A 14,442-nucleotide genomic window follows, 5' to 3' on the forward strand; every position below is an offset into this window, starting at 1 on the left:
TGGACATGAATTGAGATAGACAGGTCACTGATTTCAATGCGCTAAAATCAAAAAACCTGGCACATCGCCAGGTTTTCATTCTGTTGTGATTAACCTTCCACCACTTTCATCAACAGTAAGCCGTCATAGAGGGCTTGCTTAATCAGCGCCGCACCTGGCATGGTGGCCTGTTTATAGAAGCGAGACTCCACGACTTCCAAATCTTGATGGTAAACCGGTAAGCTCTGCTCTTGGATGCACTGACGAATAGCTGGGTATAATACCTCTTTCGCTTGGTTAATCACGCCACCGATCAACACCTTCTCAGGGTTAAACAGGTTGATCACAATCGCAATGGCAGAACCGAGATAACGACCGAGTTTTTCAATCACATCCACCGCTAAAGGATCGCCATTCGCCGCGGCTTCACAAATGCTTTCGATGGTCACGTCTTCAAGTTCTGCGAGAATTGACGCTTCGCCAGCTTCGATGCGCTCCATCACCTCTTCACGGATCGCCTTTGAGCTCGCCACCGTTTCTAAACAACCGAGGTTTCCGCAATGGCATCGCTTACCTTGAGGATCGATTTGAATGTGCCCCAACTCGCCGATGTTGCCATGGCGACCTTGTAGCACTCGCCCATCAAGAATAATGCCAGCCCCCAAACCGTGGTGGATAGAAATCAGCACCGAGTTTTCATTTTCTTGAGAGTGACCAAACAACTTTTCCGCCAGCGCCCACGCGCGCGTGTCGTTGGCAACGAAAACAGGCAAACCAGTCGCTTTGTAAATCTCAGGGCCGAGCGCCAAATTCTCCACATTATAGTGCGGCATTTGCAATACAATCCCCTGCTCCGAATTCACCAACCCAGGTAAAGTGATGGCGATACTGGTAACACGGTCGAGCTGATCTGAATAAGTTTGAAAAAATTCTTCAATTTCGTGGAGCAGGCGAGCCAAAACATCGTCTTGATCTCGTTCATGGATATCGATCTTGGTGTCAATCAAAACCTCACCACCCAGTTCGTGGAGTGCGATGGTGAGATAACCGCGACCAAGACGCATCGAAAGAAATTGCCAACCGGCATTATTCACCTGCAAGCCAACCGCAGGTCTGCCCCGACTGATCGCTTCTTGGACCGTAGTCTCATGAATCAAATGTGCCTCAATGAGCTCACGAGTAATTTTGGTAATACTCGCCGGTGCCAATTCACTTTCTTTGGACAAATCGATTCGAGAGATAGGACCTTTAAGGTCAATAAGTTTATATACACGACCAGCATTGACCTGTTTGATATGATCAATATGGCCCGGTTGAGCCATGTACATCTTGCACTCCAACATTTTATAACCAGATAATTTTTTTACTTTGCGAAGTAATTGTGAAGTGAATTGATAAATCCCCGTGACCCGAATCACGTATAAACATGAATGTTTGTGTATCGAATCAAATATCCGTCATTTAATCCGTTATGAATCCCGCCCGCAGAAACTTAATTTTTTAGAAAAAATTTCTATTTTTTGTGGAAAGTCAACAGCAAAGCAACCACGCTTTTCTGTATAACAATTCATAACCCGTTTATTGCAGGAGAAGCGATGAGTCACTCACTCAGAAGAACAAAAATTGTCACTACTTTAGGCCCTTCGACTGACAAAGATAATGTGTTGGAAGAGATCATTCGTGTGGGCGCCAATGTAGTAAGAATGAATTTCTCTCATGGCACCCCGGAAGACCATAAGAAACGAGCAGAAAAAGTACGCGCGATTGCCGCCAAGCTGGGACGCCAAGTGGCACTTCTTGGTGATTTACAAGGCCCCAAAATTCGCGTATCGACTTTCAAAGAAGGTAAGATCTTTCTCTCTGTTGGGGACCTTTTTACCCTCGATAGCGACTTACCTAAAGGGGAAGGTAATCAACACGCTGTTGGGCTTGATTACAAAGCCTTACCGCAAGATGTTGGTCCAGAAGATATTTTGCTGCTGGACGACGGTCGTGTGCAACTGCAAGTCCTGACTGTTGATGGCAATAAAGTCAACACCCGCGTGATTGTGGGTGGCCCTTTGTCTAACAACAAAGGGATCAATAAAAAAGGCGGTGGCCTTTCTGCCGATGCACTGACTGAAAAAGACAAGAACGACATTTTGCTTGCGGCAGAAATCAAAGTTGACTACCTCGCCATCTCCTTCCCGCGCAATGGCGCGGACATGGATTATGCGCGCAGACTGGCACGAGACGCAGGACTGGAAGCCAAGCTGGTGGCTAAAGTCGAACGCGCCGAAACCGTGCGCAATGACGAGAACATCGACGACATCATTATGGCGTCCGATGTCATCATGGTGGCGCGTGGTGATCTCGGAGTAGAAATTGGCGATCCTGAGTTAATTGGTGTGCAGAAAAAACTCATCAAGCGGGCAAAAGAGCTCAATCGCGTGGTGATCACGGCCACACAAATGATGGAGTCGATGATTGAAAACCCAATGCCGACTCGAGCGGAAGTCATGGACGTAGCCAACGCAGTACTGGATGGCACTGATGCGGTGATGCTTTCTGGAGAAACGGCAGCTGGGAAATACCCGGTTGAGACGGTTCGTTCGATGGCGGAAGTGTGTATGGGGGCGGAAAAAATGTGGGAGCCTGGCAGCCAGAACTACCGCATTGACAAATCCTTTGTCACGGCAGAAGAAACCATTGCGATGTCGACCATTTACGCCGCCAACCATATGCAAGGCGTCAAGGCCATGGTCACGCTGACTGAATCGGGCCGAACAGCGTTAATGACGTCAAGACTCAACTCAACACTGCCGATTTTTGCGCTCTCGCCCAATGAACGCACTCTGAACCGTTGTGCTCTCTATCGAGGTGTCACCCCTGTTCATTTTGATACTAAAGTGGAAACCGGCTTTGATGTGGCAGTGGCAGCACTGAGCACATTAAGAAAGAAAAACCTGCTCGATTTTGGTGATCTCGTCATCATTACTCAAGGCGACATCATGGATGTGGAGGGCTCGACCAACTGCATGCGGATCCTACCCGTGTTCGAATAACGACTTTTTAGGTGGACCTTAGAAACGCATAAGGTGATCGGTCGTATCAGAGCGCGTTAGAAGCAGTCAATGGAGGCTGCTTTTAACGCTCTCTGCGTCAATACCCATGCAAAACCTCGACCTTGATCACTAGCGAGAACCCCGTCAGCTCTAAAAACCTCAACACACTATACCCAAACTACTTGGAGTTGCAGGTAGGCGGCAAGTGAGGTCATCCCCATGAACATAGACAGACTATGTGATTGGGGTGAACGAGCGTAGCCAACACCAGGGCGGGATCGCACTTTGTTAACAAATATGATCTAATTGTGCCAAACCCTCAGCAGCACAGTCATTTTGAACCTTATTGAACACTTATCTGTTGTAGAAGATACTCGCTCGGACATCAACCAAAAACACGACCTTATCGATGTTATGTTCCTTGTTATTAGCGCTATCGCATCGGGATGCGAAGGTTGGCAAGATATTGAATTTTTTGGAGAAGAAAAACTCGACTGGTTAAGAAAGTATAGACCATTCGAGCATGGTATCCCTCGCAGACACACGATAGCTCGCATCTTGCGTTCCGTTGTTGCGGAGTCTTTGCTTGAAGCTTTGGCTCTTTGGATAAATGAACAACGAACGACTCAGAACAAACCCATTATCGCATTTGACGGAAAGGTTCTGCGAGGCTCCTATCGTAACGACAGGAAAACAGCATTGCAGCTGGTCACGGCTTACGACACTGAGCGTGGTCTCGTACTAAGCCAAAAGCCAACAGAGACTAAAAATGGTGAGATAAGCATTGTTCGTCAAATGCTTGATGTTATTAATGTCAAGGATAGCGTTATCACGATTGACGCACTGCATTGCCAGCGTGAAACACTAGAAAAAATCAAAGAAAAACAAGCGCATGTTGTTGTCCAGGTTAAGTACAATCAGCCTAAGCTTAGAGCGGCTGTTGTTGAGCAGTTCCAAGCGGTTTTTGATGCAGGCAAAGAAAAAATCGTCACCGAAGTCAAAGAGAAAAAACATGGTCGCAGCGAAGAGCGATACGTGTTTCAGCTAAAAGCCAAATTGCCGGACGACTTAGTGGAGAAATGGCCGACGGTAAGAAGCATCATAGCCGTGGAACGCCATCGTGTGATCAACGGTAAAGGCAGTGTAGATACTTCTTACTATATAAGTTCTTTGTCGCCGAACCACAAACTTCTGGGCCATTATATTCGCCAGCATTGGCGGATTGAGAACAGCCAACATTATGTTTTAGATGTTGTTTTTAAAGAAGATAGCTCTCGTATCACTTTAGATGGTGCTGTTGAAAACATCGCGTTGTTTAGACGTTTTGTCATGAATATGCTCAAGCAATGCGACTGTGGTGCTCCGAGCCAAAAAGTGAAGATGAAGAAAGCGGGTTGGAACGATGATTATAGGGCAAGAGTCTTCTTGGGGTTATAAATCCACCAAAGTATGCTCCCGCCCTGCATAAGCACCATTGCTGCTGCCTTTTACTCCAATATTAATGTCCGTTAACTTATCTGCAGTAAAATCAAAATTCGTTCCACGAAATGCAAACACATACTGTCCATCCATAGAGCCATGACCTTGAGCACAAAGTACAAAATTGGAGATTCTATTTGACAATAATCCTAGTGGAGAGCCTGTTTTGGCCTTAACAGTTGTTTTCCCTGCATCAAAGTTAAATTTCTTTGCCAATCTGCGTTCAGGTCGAAATGTACTTGTTTCAAACTCAATATCATAAGCTTGCTCTGCAAAAGTAAGTGCATCTTTAGGGGATAGTGTTTTCATTAGTATAGTTCCTCGAAAGTCAACTTTTCTAAATCACAAATGCTATAAACTTCGTTCGTTACAGGTTCCTCTTCCGTTTCCGAATAAGTATATACTCTAAGGGGATTAGTAACATTGCAGTAAAGATTTCCTAGAGAGGCTACAATCACATTCGATGGTCTGAAAGTATGAAGTTTAGATTGCCATATCGTTATGTCATTGTTGGAGATATTAGTTCTAACAATGACTTGCACCCTAATGTCTTGTAAGTTACTTTGCTTATGGTTTTTTTCTGGTTCCACTGAATTGAAAAAGAAATAGCCATCTTCGTTAGTTGTCGCTTCGTCAGTTAAAACACCATTGTAAATAATGGTTCTTTCAATTTTTAATCCGCTAAATGACTCTCCATTTAGAACAATTTTTCCTCTTATTTCTGGACTTAAAATTGACTGCATTTGGTCTGTTTTCCCCTGAAAAGATAAAGTGAGTAATATGAAGAAAAGTCTATACATGATAATGTTCTTCGCCAAGAATCCTGCAGAAAAATGCTCTTATTAGTTAAATGTTTATACAAACTATAATGTCATTTTTTGGGCTTGAATCACTTAAGTATGCAAATGACATTTCTGTATTTATATAATATGAATAATTTTTGTCATAGTTTTGGCTGTTTAGCACAAGCTGGACTGAGAAGAGTATTGTTAATCCATCAACAAGTTCGACTGATGGCAGACAAAGCAGAAGAACTAGATATCTTAAAAATGCCGTCACCGACTTCGCGAAAAATCTAAAGTAGATAGCTATGAATTTATTCTCGAAAATCTGCCGTGTTTAAGGGTTGTCTACATGACAAATACTTTCATGTAACGGCTCTGAATCAAAAATGGGTGGGTGACATAACGTATCTATGCTCAGTTAACTTTGAACAGCAAAATATCACTTAATGAAGTGTTCAGTTTGGCTGGAGCAGACCATAGTAATTGTGGCGTTCTGTTTCTTTCTGGATGAATTATTCATCCGCGAATTCGCTGGCGATTTTGATGAACATGTCTTCTTGCTCCAAAAAAGCTTCAATCACTTCGGGATCAAAATGTGTCCCATTGCCTTCGAGAATGATTGAGCGTGTTTCCTCATGGCTCATCGGGCCTTTATACACACGTTTGCAGCGCAGCGCGTCATACACGTCGGCAATGGCCATGAGCCGAGCACTGAGCGGAATACGCTCACCCGCATAACCATTGGGATAACCAGAGCCATCCCACTTTTCATGGTGCCCATAAGCAATCTCTTTTGCCGCAGAGATGAGTTCATTTTGCGCGCCGGAGAGTTTCTCTGCTTTCTCTAGAGCCAATAATCCCAGTGTGGTGTGAGATTTCATCTCTTCAAATTCTTCTGCGGTGAGCTTGCCAGGTTTGAGCAAAATGGAGTCAACTATGCCCACTTTGCCGATGTCATGCAGCGGCGCGGCTTTAAAGTAGGTATCCACTATTTTGGGGGTGAGAACCGTTTGGTATTTGGGAAGCAACGCCAACTGCTCCGCCAGTAAACGCACATAATGCTGAGTTCGCAAAATATGGTTGCCCGTTTCCGGATCGCGCGTTTCTGCCAAACTGGCTAAGGCAAACACCACCGCATCTTGCATGCGGTCAAGCTCGTGTGAACGTTTGAGTACCTCTTTCTCTAGGTAGCCATTTTGATCGCGCAGAAAATCTTTCGAGCGTTTATTTTGCAGATGGGTTTGTACTCGCGAGCGCAGCAAAGGAATACTGACAGGTTTGTGAATGTAGTCGACAGCGCCAAGCTCAAACCCTAGTTTCTCATCTTCGGGTGAATCCTTACCCGTTAAAAAGACCACAGGAATATCTTGAGTTTTGTGATTGGCTCGAATTTTTCTGATCACATCATAACCCGATAGCTCGGGCATCACGATATCGAGCAGCACTAAATCAATCTCAAACTGCTCTAAGATATGCAACGCCATCTCCCCAGATTTGGCCGCTTTCACGTGGTAGCGACTGGAGAGCCCTTGAGCCATAAACGCCAGATTGTCTGCGGAATCGTCGACAATTAAAACGGTGCAATCATCCAGATTTTCAATGGGCATAAATCGTTCCTGAAAAATATCGGCGACTTGCTGAACAATAACTAAACTTATCAGTAACTATAGACAAGCATCGATTTATTGCACTCCTATCTTGCAAGAAGGCCCAGTGAATGCGCTCAATTAGAACATTATTTATGCTGCTGTTTTTGGCGATGGGGATCTGTTCTATTGCCATGTTGTCTGTCACGCAAAAGGTGGCGGAGCTTCGAACCCAAAGTCGAGATTATCAGCAAGACCTTCATCGGTTTTATCGTCTTTCTCAAGAGCTCAAACAAAGCTCAGATCATTTGACTAAGTTTGCCAGAGCTTACGTGGTGACTGGAGAGGATGGCTGGGAAGCGCTGTTCAACAAGGTGCTGGATATTCGTGACGGCAAATTGCCTTTGCCTGCGGGAAATGAATACGAGTATTGGGATCTCGCTGCCAGCTCAGCCGAATATGTTCCATTGTTTACCAGTGAGACAGGTATTCCGCTACTGCAAAGACTACGTGATTCGGGCATCAGCGCCACCGAGTTTCTTGAGCTGAAAAGTGCCTTAATGCTGTCGGATAACTTGGTGAATATTGAGCGTGAAGCGTTTTTAGCGGTAAAGGGATTTAAGTTGGAGCCTGATGGTAAGGAGTTTTACACGGGCAAACCGGATCTGCCTTATGCGCAATCATTACTGTACGGCAAAGTCTACTTTGAAGAAAAAGCCAAGATCATGAAAGGGATCGGCTCGGCGCATCAAGCGATCGTCCACCGTATTGAAGGCAACATAAAGCAAACCGACACTCAGGAGCTGCAATACCAGTATGTATACCGAGTGTTAGTGGCCATTTTACTCGCATCGATCGTTGTTTCGTTCACGCTGTTGTGGCGTTTGTACATCAGCCCATTGAGTAAGCTACTGCGTACGGTGGTGAATCAAGTAAAAGCACAAGATTACGCCTTTACGATTACGCAAACCGCGTATGCCGAGCTGCAAAAATTCATCGACAGTTTGAATGTGGTCTTCCACCATATTTCCGAGCAGCTGAGCCAAAACACCTTAGTGAAAGATTTCAACATTGTGCTGCGAACCAGCCAATCGACGCAGTCTTTGTGCCATGAAGTCACGCAGTTTCTACTTCATCAATTTCCTGTGCAGCAAGTCAGTATTGCGATCTACCGCGATGACAAACTTATTCGTATTGCAGGGGCGGGTTACGACGATACCATCAGCCGCGAAATCAGCGATCAGAGCTCAACTCAGCTCAGCGTGTTGCTGTCCGATAAACCCTACAGCATGAAATCGTTGCAGGGAAAATACACCACGCACGTCAATGGTGGTGTGCTGGAACTGAATGAAATTTACTATTTCCCATTGTGTGTGAACAAACAGCCGGTGGCGCTATTGGAACTCGGTACGGTCGATACGCTTACCCCGTTACAGTATCAATGGCTATCACAGATGCTGGATGATCTTTCTGTGAGTATTCAGCTAAGCCAGAATGTGGAGCTGCAAAGAAAAGCGGAGCAGAAAGTACTGGAACAGTCGCAGCTCAATCAAGAAATCCTCAACGCGACCCCCAATCCGATGTACTGCCTCTCAGCGCAAGGCAAGTATCTAACCGTCAATGCCAAATTCAGTGAGTTGACGGGCCTAGCGATGCACGAAATTGTCGGACGTACCCCGATAGAAGTGTTCAGCCAGCAAGAGGCCTCGCATCATTTTACCCAAGTGCATCAAGAGCTTAGCCAAGAGCAGTGCAGTAAGAACTATGAGCTGTCGCTGCTCGATAGCCAAGGTGGATGCCGCGATATGTTGGTCTGCGAAGCGTCGTTCAATAATAGCCAAGGTCGTGTTTCTGGGATCGTGGGGATCTTGTTGGATCTCACCGAGCGTAAGCAGATGGAGTCTGAACTGCGAGATGCGAAAGACACCGCAGATGCGATGAGTCGAGCGAAAGGGGATTTCCTCGCCAATATGAGTCATGAAATCCGCACCCCGATGAACGCCATCTTAGGCATGGCGCATCTTGCGCTCAATACCGAACTGGACCCTTCCCAACGCAAGTACCTCACACGCATTAATGAGTCCGCGAAGAACTTACTGGGCATCATCAATGACATTCTCGATTTCTCCAAAATTGAGGCGGGTAAACTGAGTGTCGAGTCGATTGATTTCAGCTTGGATGAAGTGTTTGAAAATTTGACCAACGTGATCTCGTTTAAAGCACAGGAAAAAGGCATTGAGTTCTTGTTGGATATCGACCCAAGAGTGCCAGTCGGCTTGGTGGGTGATCCACTTCGTCTTGGTCAAGTGTTGGTGAACTTGTGCGGAAATGCGGTGAAATTTACCGAAAAAGGCGAGATCTTGGTATCGGTCATGCCGGAGTCGCAATCCAGTGACGATGTGACGCTCCGCTTCTCGGTGAAAGACACCGGCATCGGTATCGATAAAGAGAAAATAGCCGATCTCTTTAACGCTTTCTCACAAGCAGACACCAGCATTACTCGCGAGTTTGGTGGCACAGGATTAGGGCTCAGCATCAGTAAGCAGTTGGTGGAACTGATGGGCGGGCAGTTGTCGGTCAGCAGCGCCGTCGGTATGGGTTCGACGTTTACCTTTACCATTCACTGCGGCTTGCAAGAGGCGAAAATGCGTGACATTGCTAAACCAATTAGTGGCTTGGCAGGCAAACGTGCCTTGATTGTTGATGATAACGATTCGGCACGAAACATTTTAATGACGCTACTGAGCGCGATGCAATTTGATGCCAAAGCAGTGAGCAATGGCTTTGAAGCTCTAGATGAGCTCCGCCAAAGCACCTTTGATATGGTGTTTGTTGACTGGAACATGCCGGGCATGAATGGGTTAGAGCTGCTGCAAACGGCCCATCAAGAACGATTGTTGGCAGAAACGAAAAACTTCTTGGTGACCGCCTATGGACGCGAAATTTCCATGGATGAAAACAGCAGTAAGCTGGTGGATTCTTTAATCGTCAAACCAGTGAATCCGTCCAATTTGCTAGATGCTATTATGGACAGCTATGGCATTGAACATGTGACGCGAAGCAGCACAACCATGACGTTTGAGAAACCGGTGTTTGATGGACAAACCTTGTTGCTGGTGGAAGACAACGAAGTGAACCAAGAAGTGGCGATTGGTCTTCTTAATGGTACAAATCTCAACATTATCACCGCAGATAACGGCAAGTTAGCCATAGAAGCACTCGAGCATCATCCGATCGATCTGGTTTTGATGGACATGCAAATGCCGGTGATGGATGGCATTACCGCCACCAAAGCGATCCGCGAGCGAGCTGAGTGGGCAACATTGCCGATCGTCGCCATGACGGCCAACGCGATGCAAAGCGATGTAGAACGATGCCATGAAGCGGGCATGAATGACCACGTCGCAAAACCCATCAATGTGCATAATCTTTACCAAGTGCTTTCTCAGTACTTGTCGGCAAGCAACGCAGCGAGTCACACCTCGTCATCACATTCGACCTCGAGTTCACAGAGTACCCCGGATCGGACAGCCTCTGCCGATGAAGACGATTTGCCCACTTTATCCGGTATTAATCTAAAAGAAGCGATTTTTAACACTGGCGGGAATAAGGAAAGTTATTTGTCGATTTTAAGTCGTTTTTTAGAGATGCAATTGGAAGAGTTGCCTATGTTTAAAGAGGTAGTGGAAAAAGAAGATTGGGATATGGCGGCGCGTATGGCTCATACCCTCAAAGGCGCTGCAGCCAATCTTGGCGTCACTCCTCTTGCTCAGCTGGCAATAAAAATGGAGAAGAGCATCGATCATCGCAGTAAAACCGTGATCGGTGAGTTGGAATTAGCGGGTGTCGCGCTCGATAAGCTGCACGCACAATTATCGGAATGGCAAAAACGGCATGTCAATGTGAGTGAGCAAGAATGCGAAGAAGCGGCAGAGCTCTACAAACGGCTGGTCGAGCTTGTCGAGCAATACGATGTGGCGGCGGTGGATGTGATTAAGCAAGCCAAAGATTGCGATGTGTGGACGGATGAGCAAAAGCAACAGCTTATCAATGCCATTGAAAGTTTTGAGTTTGAGCAGGCTAAACAGATGCTGGCGGCATTTCCAAAACCTGAGTAAACGGATCAAACGCGACGACGAAGAGCGAAGCGATAAAATAACTGGAGGGATGCTGTTCCCCGATTCCTATAGCAACAACGTGGTTGGCAACGTTAAATTAACAAGGAATGAACAGTATGAATATCAATAACACGATGAAACTGGTGTTTGGGGTGATTGGCCTTGGCATCGTAATCAGTGTAGTAACGGTGTTGCAGCTCAACGGACTATTGCAAACAGTAAATCAAATGTCGCAGATCCGTTATCAATCGTATCAAGCGGCAGATGAGCTACGCCAAAGCTCTGATGATTTAACGCGTTTAGGGCGTACGTATGTGCTGACCGGTGATGAAACCTACGAAAAAATGTACATGGACATCCTTGCCATCCGCAATGGTGACAAACCGAGACCGCAAAACTATCACACCATCTACTGGGATTTGGTGTTGAACTATGGGCAAAAACCCAAAGCCGATGGTGCAAGAATCTCACTACAAAAAATGATGGAAAATCTGGGCTTCACCCAATCTGAGTTTCAACTTCTTAAACAAGCCCAACAAAACTCCGATGCTTTGGTGAATATGGAAGTCAAAGCGATGAATGCGGTGAAGGGGCTCTATCCGGATAGTTCTGGCAACTACACTCGTCGAGCAGAGCCAGATATGGCAATGGCGGCGAAACTCTTACACAGTAAAGAATATCACCAAGAAAAAGCCAAAATCATGGCGCCGATTGATGAGTTTTTTAAAGAGCTAGAAGCGCGAACCAATCGTCAATTTGAAACGGCTGCGCATGATGTCAGAACCACGGTGATGATTGGCAATGTTTCTCTCATCGTGGTGTTTGTCATTGCGATAATTGGTTACGTTTTGGTTAACCGCAAAGTGGTGAAGCCCATTGATCAAATGGCCAATATTTTGAAAGAGGTGGACGTTAACTCTGATTTGACTTTGCGTGTGGACGACAAGAGTAATAACGAGCTTGGCGTCATCGGCACCACCATTAACAAAGTGCTGATCAGCTATGCGAAAACCATCAGCAAGATTAACCAAGTGAATACCACTATCTCCAATATTTCAGAAGCGATTCAAAGTATTACTCGCAAAAATATCTCGATGGCGGGTCAGCAGAACCAAGAGATGGAAATGGCGGCAACCGCAATGGAAGAGATGACAGCGGCACTTTCGAATGTGGCGGAAAGTACAACGATGGCGGAACAGTATGCAGGTAGCGCTGAAAAAGAAGCATCAACCAGCAAATCGGTGTTCGACAAGACCACACGAGAATTTAGCCAGTTGGAAGGGGAGTTCACCAATACATCGCAGATCATCCAACAGTTGGCAGAAGAGTCCAACAATGTGGGTAATGTGTTAGATGTGATCAAAGCGATTGCCGAGCAAACCAACTTGTTGGCACTGAATGCGGCGATAGAAGCTGCGCGGGCAGGGGAGCAAGGCCGTGGTTTTGCGGTGGTGGCGGATGAAGTGCGTTCGTTGGCACAACGTACTCAAGATTCCACCGGTGAGATTGAAAGCATCATCATGACACTGCAAGAGAAAGCAAAGCGGTCAACCTCGACCATTCAAAGCAGTGCCGATAAGATGCAGTCAACACGCTCGAATATGGGTGTGGCGAACGATGCACTAGGAACGATTCAAGGTTCTGCGGTTGAAATTCATAAACTCAACACCGCGATTGCGGCAGCGACGGAAGAACAGTTGGCCGTCAGTGACGAGATCTCCAGTAACTTGGCCAATATCAAAAACCTCTCTTCAGAAATGAATGAAGCGATCAATCAACTTGGTCCGATCGTGGTCGACTTGCAACGAAATGTTGATGACCTCAACGGTGTGGTATCTCATATCCGTACGTAATTGTGACTCCAAATAGGCGATTCTCTTGCGAGTTTTATGCTCGCAAGAGCGTTGCTACTGTTGCAGATCCAGTTCGTTTTGAATCAAAGTCACGCATTGGGAGGCAAACAACATTTTAGGGCCAAGGCTAATGTTTTGCGTTCCGAGACGCTTCAGACTGTTGAAGGTTTTCTTCGGCATCGGAATGTGGTCAGTAAGCAAAAAACAAGGATTGGCAGCAAACTTAATGTCGCGTACAAACTCGCCTTTCTTTTCCAACATATATAGCTGATGATCTTCAGCAAGCTGCTGGACTAATCGTTCAAAGCTAATTGTACGAACGGTCACGCCCGGTTCGACATTTCTTAATTCTTCTTTGCCCATACCTGTAGAAGCATCAAGCGCACGAACAACAATATTTAACAAGTTCGCTTCGTGAAACCCCCCGACATTTGAGATCTCATTTGAGTTAATCGTTATGGTACGAGAGAAATCTTTTGTGCTTTCAAGTACTAAATGGACAATGATGTCTTCACGATGCGACTGAGCAACAAACATGGTGTTCATCAGAGTATGTGCAAGAATCTCAGTATGAGCCTCGTTACCGACTCCTTCTAATAACGCTCGACTGTTTGTCGGCGCTGCGCGTGCGCGTAATACAAATGTACGCATGATAGACCTTTGCAGTGAATTCGAATGCACGGAGTATATACCTAACAAATAGTTTGTTGCGAGTCATGCTGTTATCAAAGTGAGTATTCGAAGTAGAGTGAAAGAGAGAGCAATTGAGAGAAAGCTTACAAAGGAAACGTTGCGAGTGCGTATTGCTTGGTTAAACTAGTCTGGCACTAAAAGAAGGAGGGCGGTATTCGTGCGTCAAATAAATAAAGAAGCATATAGAAAGAAAGGGAACATGGTGATAGTGGCGTTTCTACTGGCTTTTGCCTGTTCTGCCATTGCATTTAGTACATTGTTGATTGCCCTATTTGGTAATACAGACATTGTTGAAGGCGAATCAACGGGAAACTTTGTTTGGAACCTAGTCGGAGTAGTTATTGCTCTTGTCAGTACGCTTTCAATCTTGAATCAAATAAAGACGCATCGCTATTTTGATGAGCTTTTGTATGTATGGAAGCTTAAACAGACTCATTTAAAGATCTATCGTAAAGTGACTATCCTCAAACATGCTGCTCATAACGAACACAATGAGAGAGCAATGACCATTCTTAAGTTTTACTATCAAACTCAGCAGCAAGTGTACGAGTTAGACAACAATACACTGACAATAAAGAGTGTATTGAATGAGCTGGAAAGGATTCGTCAGTGGGAACAAAACCACAGAGTGCTCAATGCATCCGATTTCCAAGCTGTTTGGTTGAACGATTTCTGACGAAAACAGATGCTTTTTTTTAACATGGAACCAAGAAAAATAACCCCTTGATTGTTTCTTGCGCGAACGAACGGTTTTGTGACATTTTTTATCGAAAAGCACTTGCCAAAGAAACTTCGTTCCCTATAATGCGCATCCACCGACACGGCAGACAGCGTAAGGCTTCAGCAAGGTCGGGTGAGGTAAAAGCTTCTGAGAAAATAAATTTGAAAAAATGTTTGACTCTTCA

10 protein-coding genes and 1 pseudogene are annotated in these 14,442 nt (G+C 45.6%); 6 read left to right on the plus strand and 5 right to left on the minus strand.

All coding sequences use genetic code 11. The features are described from left to right. Positions 1-89 precede the first annotated feature (89 nt). On the minus strand, positions 90-1,307 hold the full coding sequence (locus FC652_RS05290) for an ROK family protein (protein ID WP_176297760.1): 1,218 nt from the start codon (positions 1,305-1,307) through the stop codon (positions 90-92). A 267-nt stretch (positions 1,308-1,574) separates the two neighbouring features. Between FC652_RS05290 and pyk the strand changes: the two genes are divergently transcribed. Continuing rightward, positions 1,575-3,023, plus strand: a complete 1,449-nt coding sequence (gene pyk, locus FC652_RS05295; RefSeq protein WP_176297761.1) for a pyruvate kinase — start codon at positions 1,575-1,577, stop codon at positions 3,021-3,023. 336 nt (positions 3,024-3,359) lie between these two features. Continuing rightward, positions 3,360-4,460 (plus strand): ISAs1 family transposase, encoded by a 1,101-nt coding sequence (locus FC652_RS05300; RefSeq protein ID WP_176297762.1) that lies wholly within the window; start codon positions 3,360-3,362, stop codon positions 4,458-4,460. On the opposite strand, the gene FC652_RS05305 is transcribed toward FC652_RS05300, so the two are convergent. Both FC652_RS05305 and FC652_RS05310 read right to left on the minus strand, forming a co-directional pair. After that, positions 4,455-4,811, minus strand: a complete 357-nt coding sequence (locus FC652_RS05305) for a hypothetical protein (RefSeq protein ID WP_176297763.1) — start codon at positions 4,809-4,811, stop codon at positions 4,455-4,457. The two genes, FC652_RS05300 and FC652_RS05305, sit on opposite strands and share 6 nt — an antisense overlap. Continuing rightward, positions 4,811-5,302, minus strand: a complete 492-nt coding sequence (locus FC652_RS05310; protein WP_255199130.1) for a DUF6795 domain-containing protein — start codon at positions 5,300-5,302, stop codon at positions 4,811-4,813. Before FC652_RS05310 ends, FC652_RS05305 begins: the two co-directional genes overlap by 1 nt. 207 nt (positions 5,303-5,509) lie before the next feature. On the opposite strand from FC652_RS05310, the pseudogene FC652_RS20545 reads away from it, so the two are divergent. Beyond that, positions 5,510-5,639, plus strand: a pseudogene (locus FC652_RS20545) (IS3 family transposase); the annotation flags it as partial. A gap of 160 nt (positions 5,640-5,799) precedes the next feature. Here the strand turns inward: FC652_RS20545 and FC652_RS05315 are convergent. Then, on the minus strand, positions 5,800-6,894 hold the full coding sequence (locus tag FC652_RS05315; RefSeq protein ID WP_176297764.1) for an HD-GYP domain-containing protein: 1,095 nt from the start codon (positions 6,892-6,894) through the stop codon (positions 5,800-5,802). Between the two features lie 110 nt (positions 6,895-7,004). Here FC652_RS05315 and FC652_RS05320 point away from each other — a divergent pair, with 110 nt between their 5' ends. Then, complete coding sequence (locus FC652_RS05320) at positions 7,005-10,991, plus strand: response regulator (protein WP_176297765.1); 3,987 nt, start codon at positions 7,005-7,007, stop codon at positions 10,989-10,991. A gap of 116 nt (positions 10,992-11,107) precedes the next feature. Further along, positions 11,108-12,844: a methyl-accepting chemotaxis protein gene (locus tag FC652_RS05325; protein ID WP_176297766.1), complete on the plus strand. Its 1,737-nt coding sequence runs from the start codon at positions 11,108-11,110 to the stop codon at positions 12,842-12,844. A 54-nt stretch (positions 12,845-12,898) separates the two neighbouring features. Here FC652_RS05325 and trmY read toward each other — a convergent pair whose 3' ends face one another. Beyond that, positions 12,899-13,495, minus strand: coding sequence for a tRNA (pseudouridine(54)-N(1))-methyltransferase TrmY (gene trmY / locus FC652_RS05330; protein ID WP_176297767.1), 597 nt, complete (start codon positions 13,493-13,495; stop codon positions 12,899-12,901). A 199-nt stretch (positions 13,496-13,694) separates the two neighbouring features. On the opposite strand from trmY, the gene FC652_RS05335 reads away from it, so the two are divergent. Continuing rightward, on the plus strand, positions 13,695-14,213 hold the full coding sequence (locus tag FC652_RS05335; RefSeq protein ID WP_176297768.1) for a DUF3087 family protein: 519 nt from the start codon (positions 13,695-13,697) through the stop codon (positions 14,211-14,213). Positions 14,214-14,442: the final 229 nt, after the last annotated feature.

This window comes from Vibrio sp. 05-20-BW147, assembly GCF_013369385.1.
Taxonomy (GTDB): Bacteria; Pseudomonadota; Gammaproteobacteria; order Enterobacterales; family Vibrionaceae; genus Vibrio; species Vibrio floridensis.

Coding starts and splice junctions, on each gene's coding strand:
- pyk (WP_176297761.1), top strand. CDS start 1,575: ATGAGTCACTCACTCAGAAGAACAAAAATTGTCACTACTTTAGGCCCT.
- FC652_RS05305 (WP_176297763.1), bottom strand. CDS start 4,811: ATGAAAACACTATCCCCTAAAGATGCACTTACTTTTGCAGAGCAAGCT.
- FC652_RS05325 (WP_176297766.1), top strand. CDS start 11,108: ATGAATATCAATAACACGATGAAACTGGTGTTTGGGGTGATTGGCCTT.
- FC652_RS05315 (WP_176297764.1), bottom strand. CDS start 6,894: ATGCCCATTGAAAATCTGGATGATTGCACCGTTTTAATTGTCGACGAT.
- FC652_RS05290 (WP_176297760.1), bottom strand. CDS start 1,307: ATGTACATGGCTCAACCGGGCCATATTGATCATATCAAACAGGTCAAT.
- FC652_RS05320 (WP_176297765.1), top strand. CDS start 7,005: ATGCGCTCAATTAGAACATTATTTATGCTGCTGTTTTTGGCGATGGGG.
- FC652_RS05310 (WP_255199130.1), bottom strand. CDS start 5,302: ATGTATAGACTTTTCTTCATATTACTCACTTTATCTTTTCAGGGGAAA.
- trmY (WP_176297767.1), bottom strand. CDS start 13,495: ATGCGTACATTTGTATTACGCGCACGCGCAGCGCCGACAAACAGTCGA.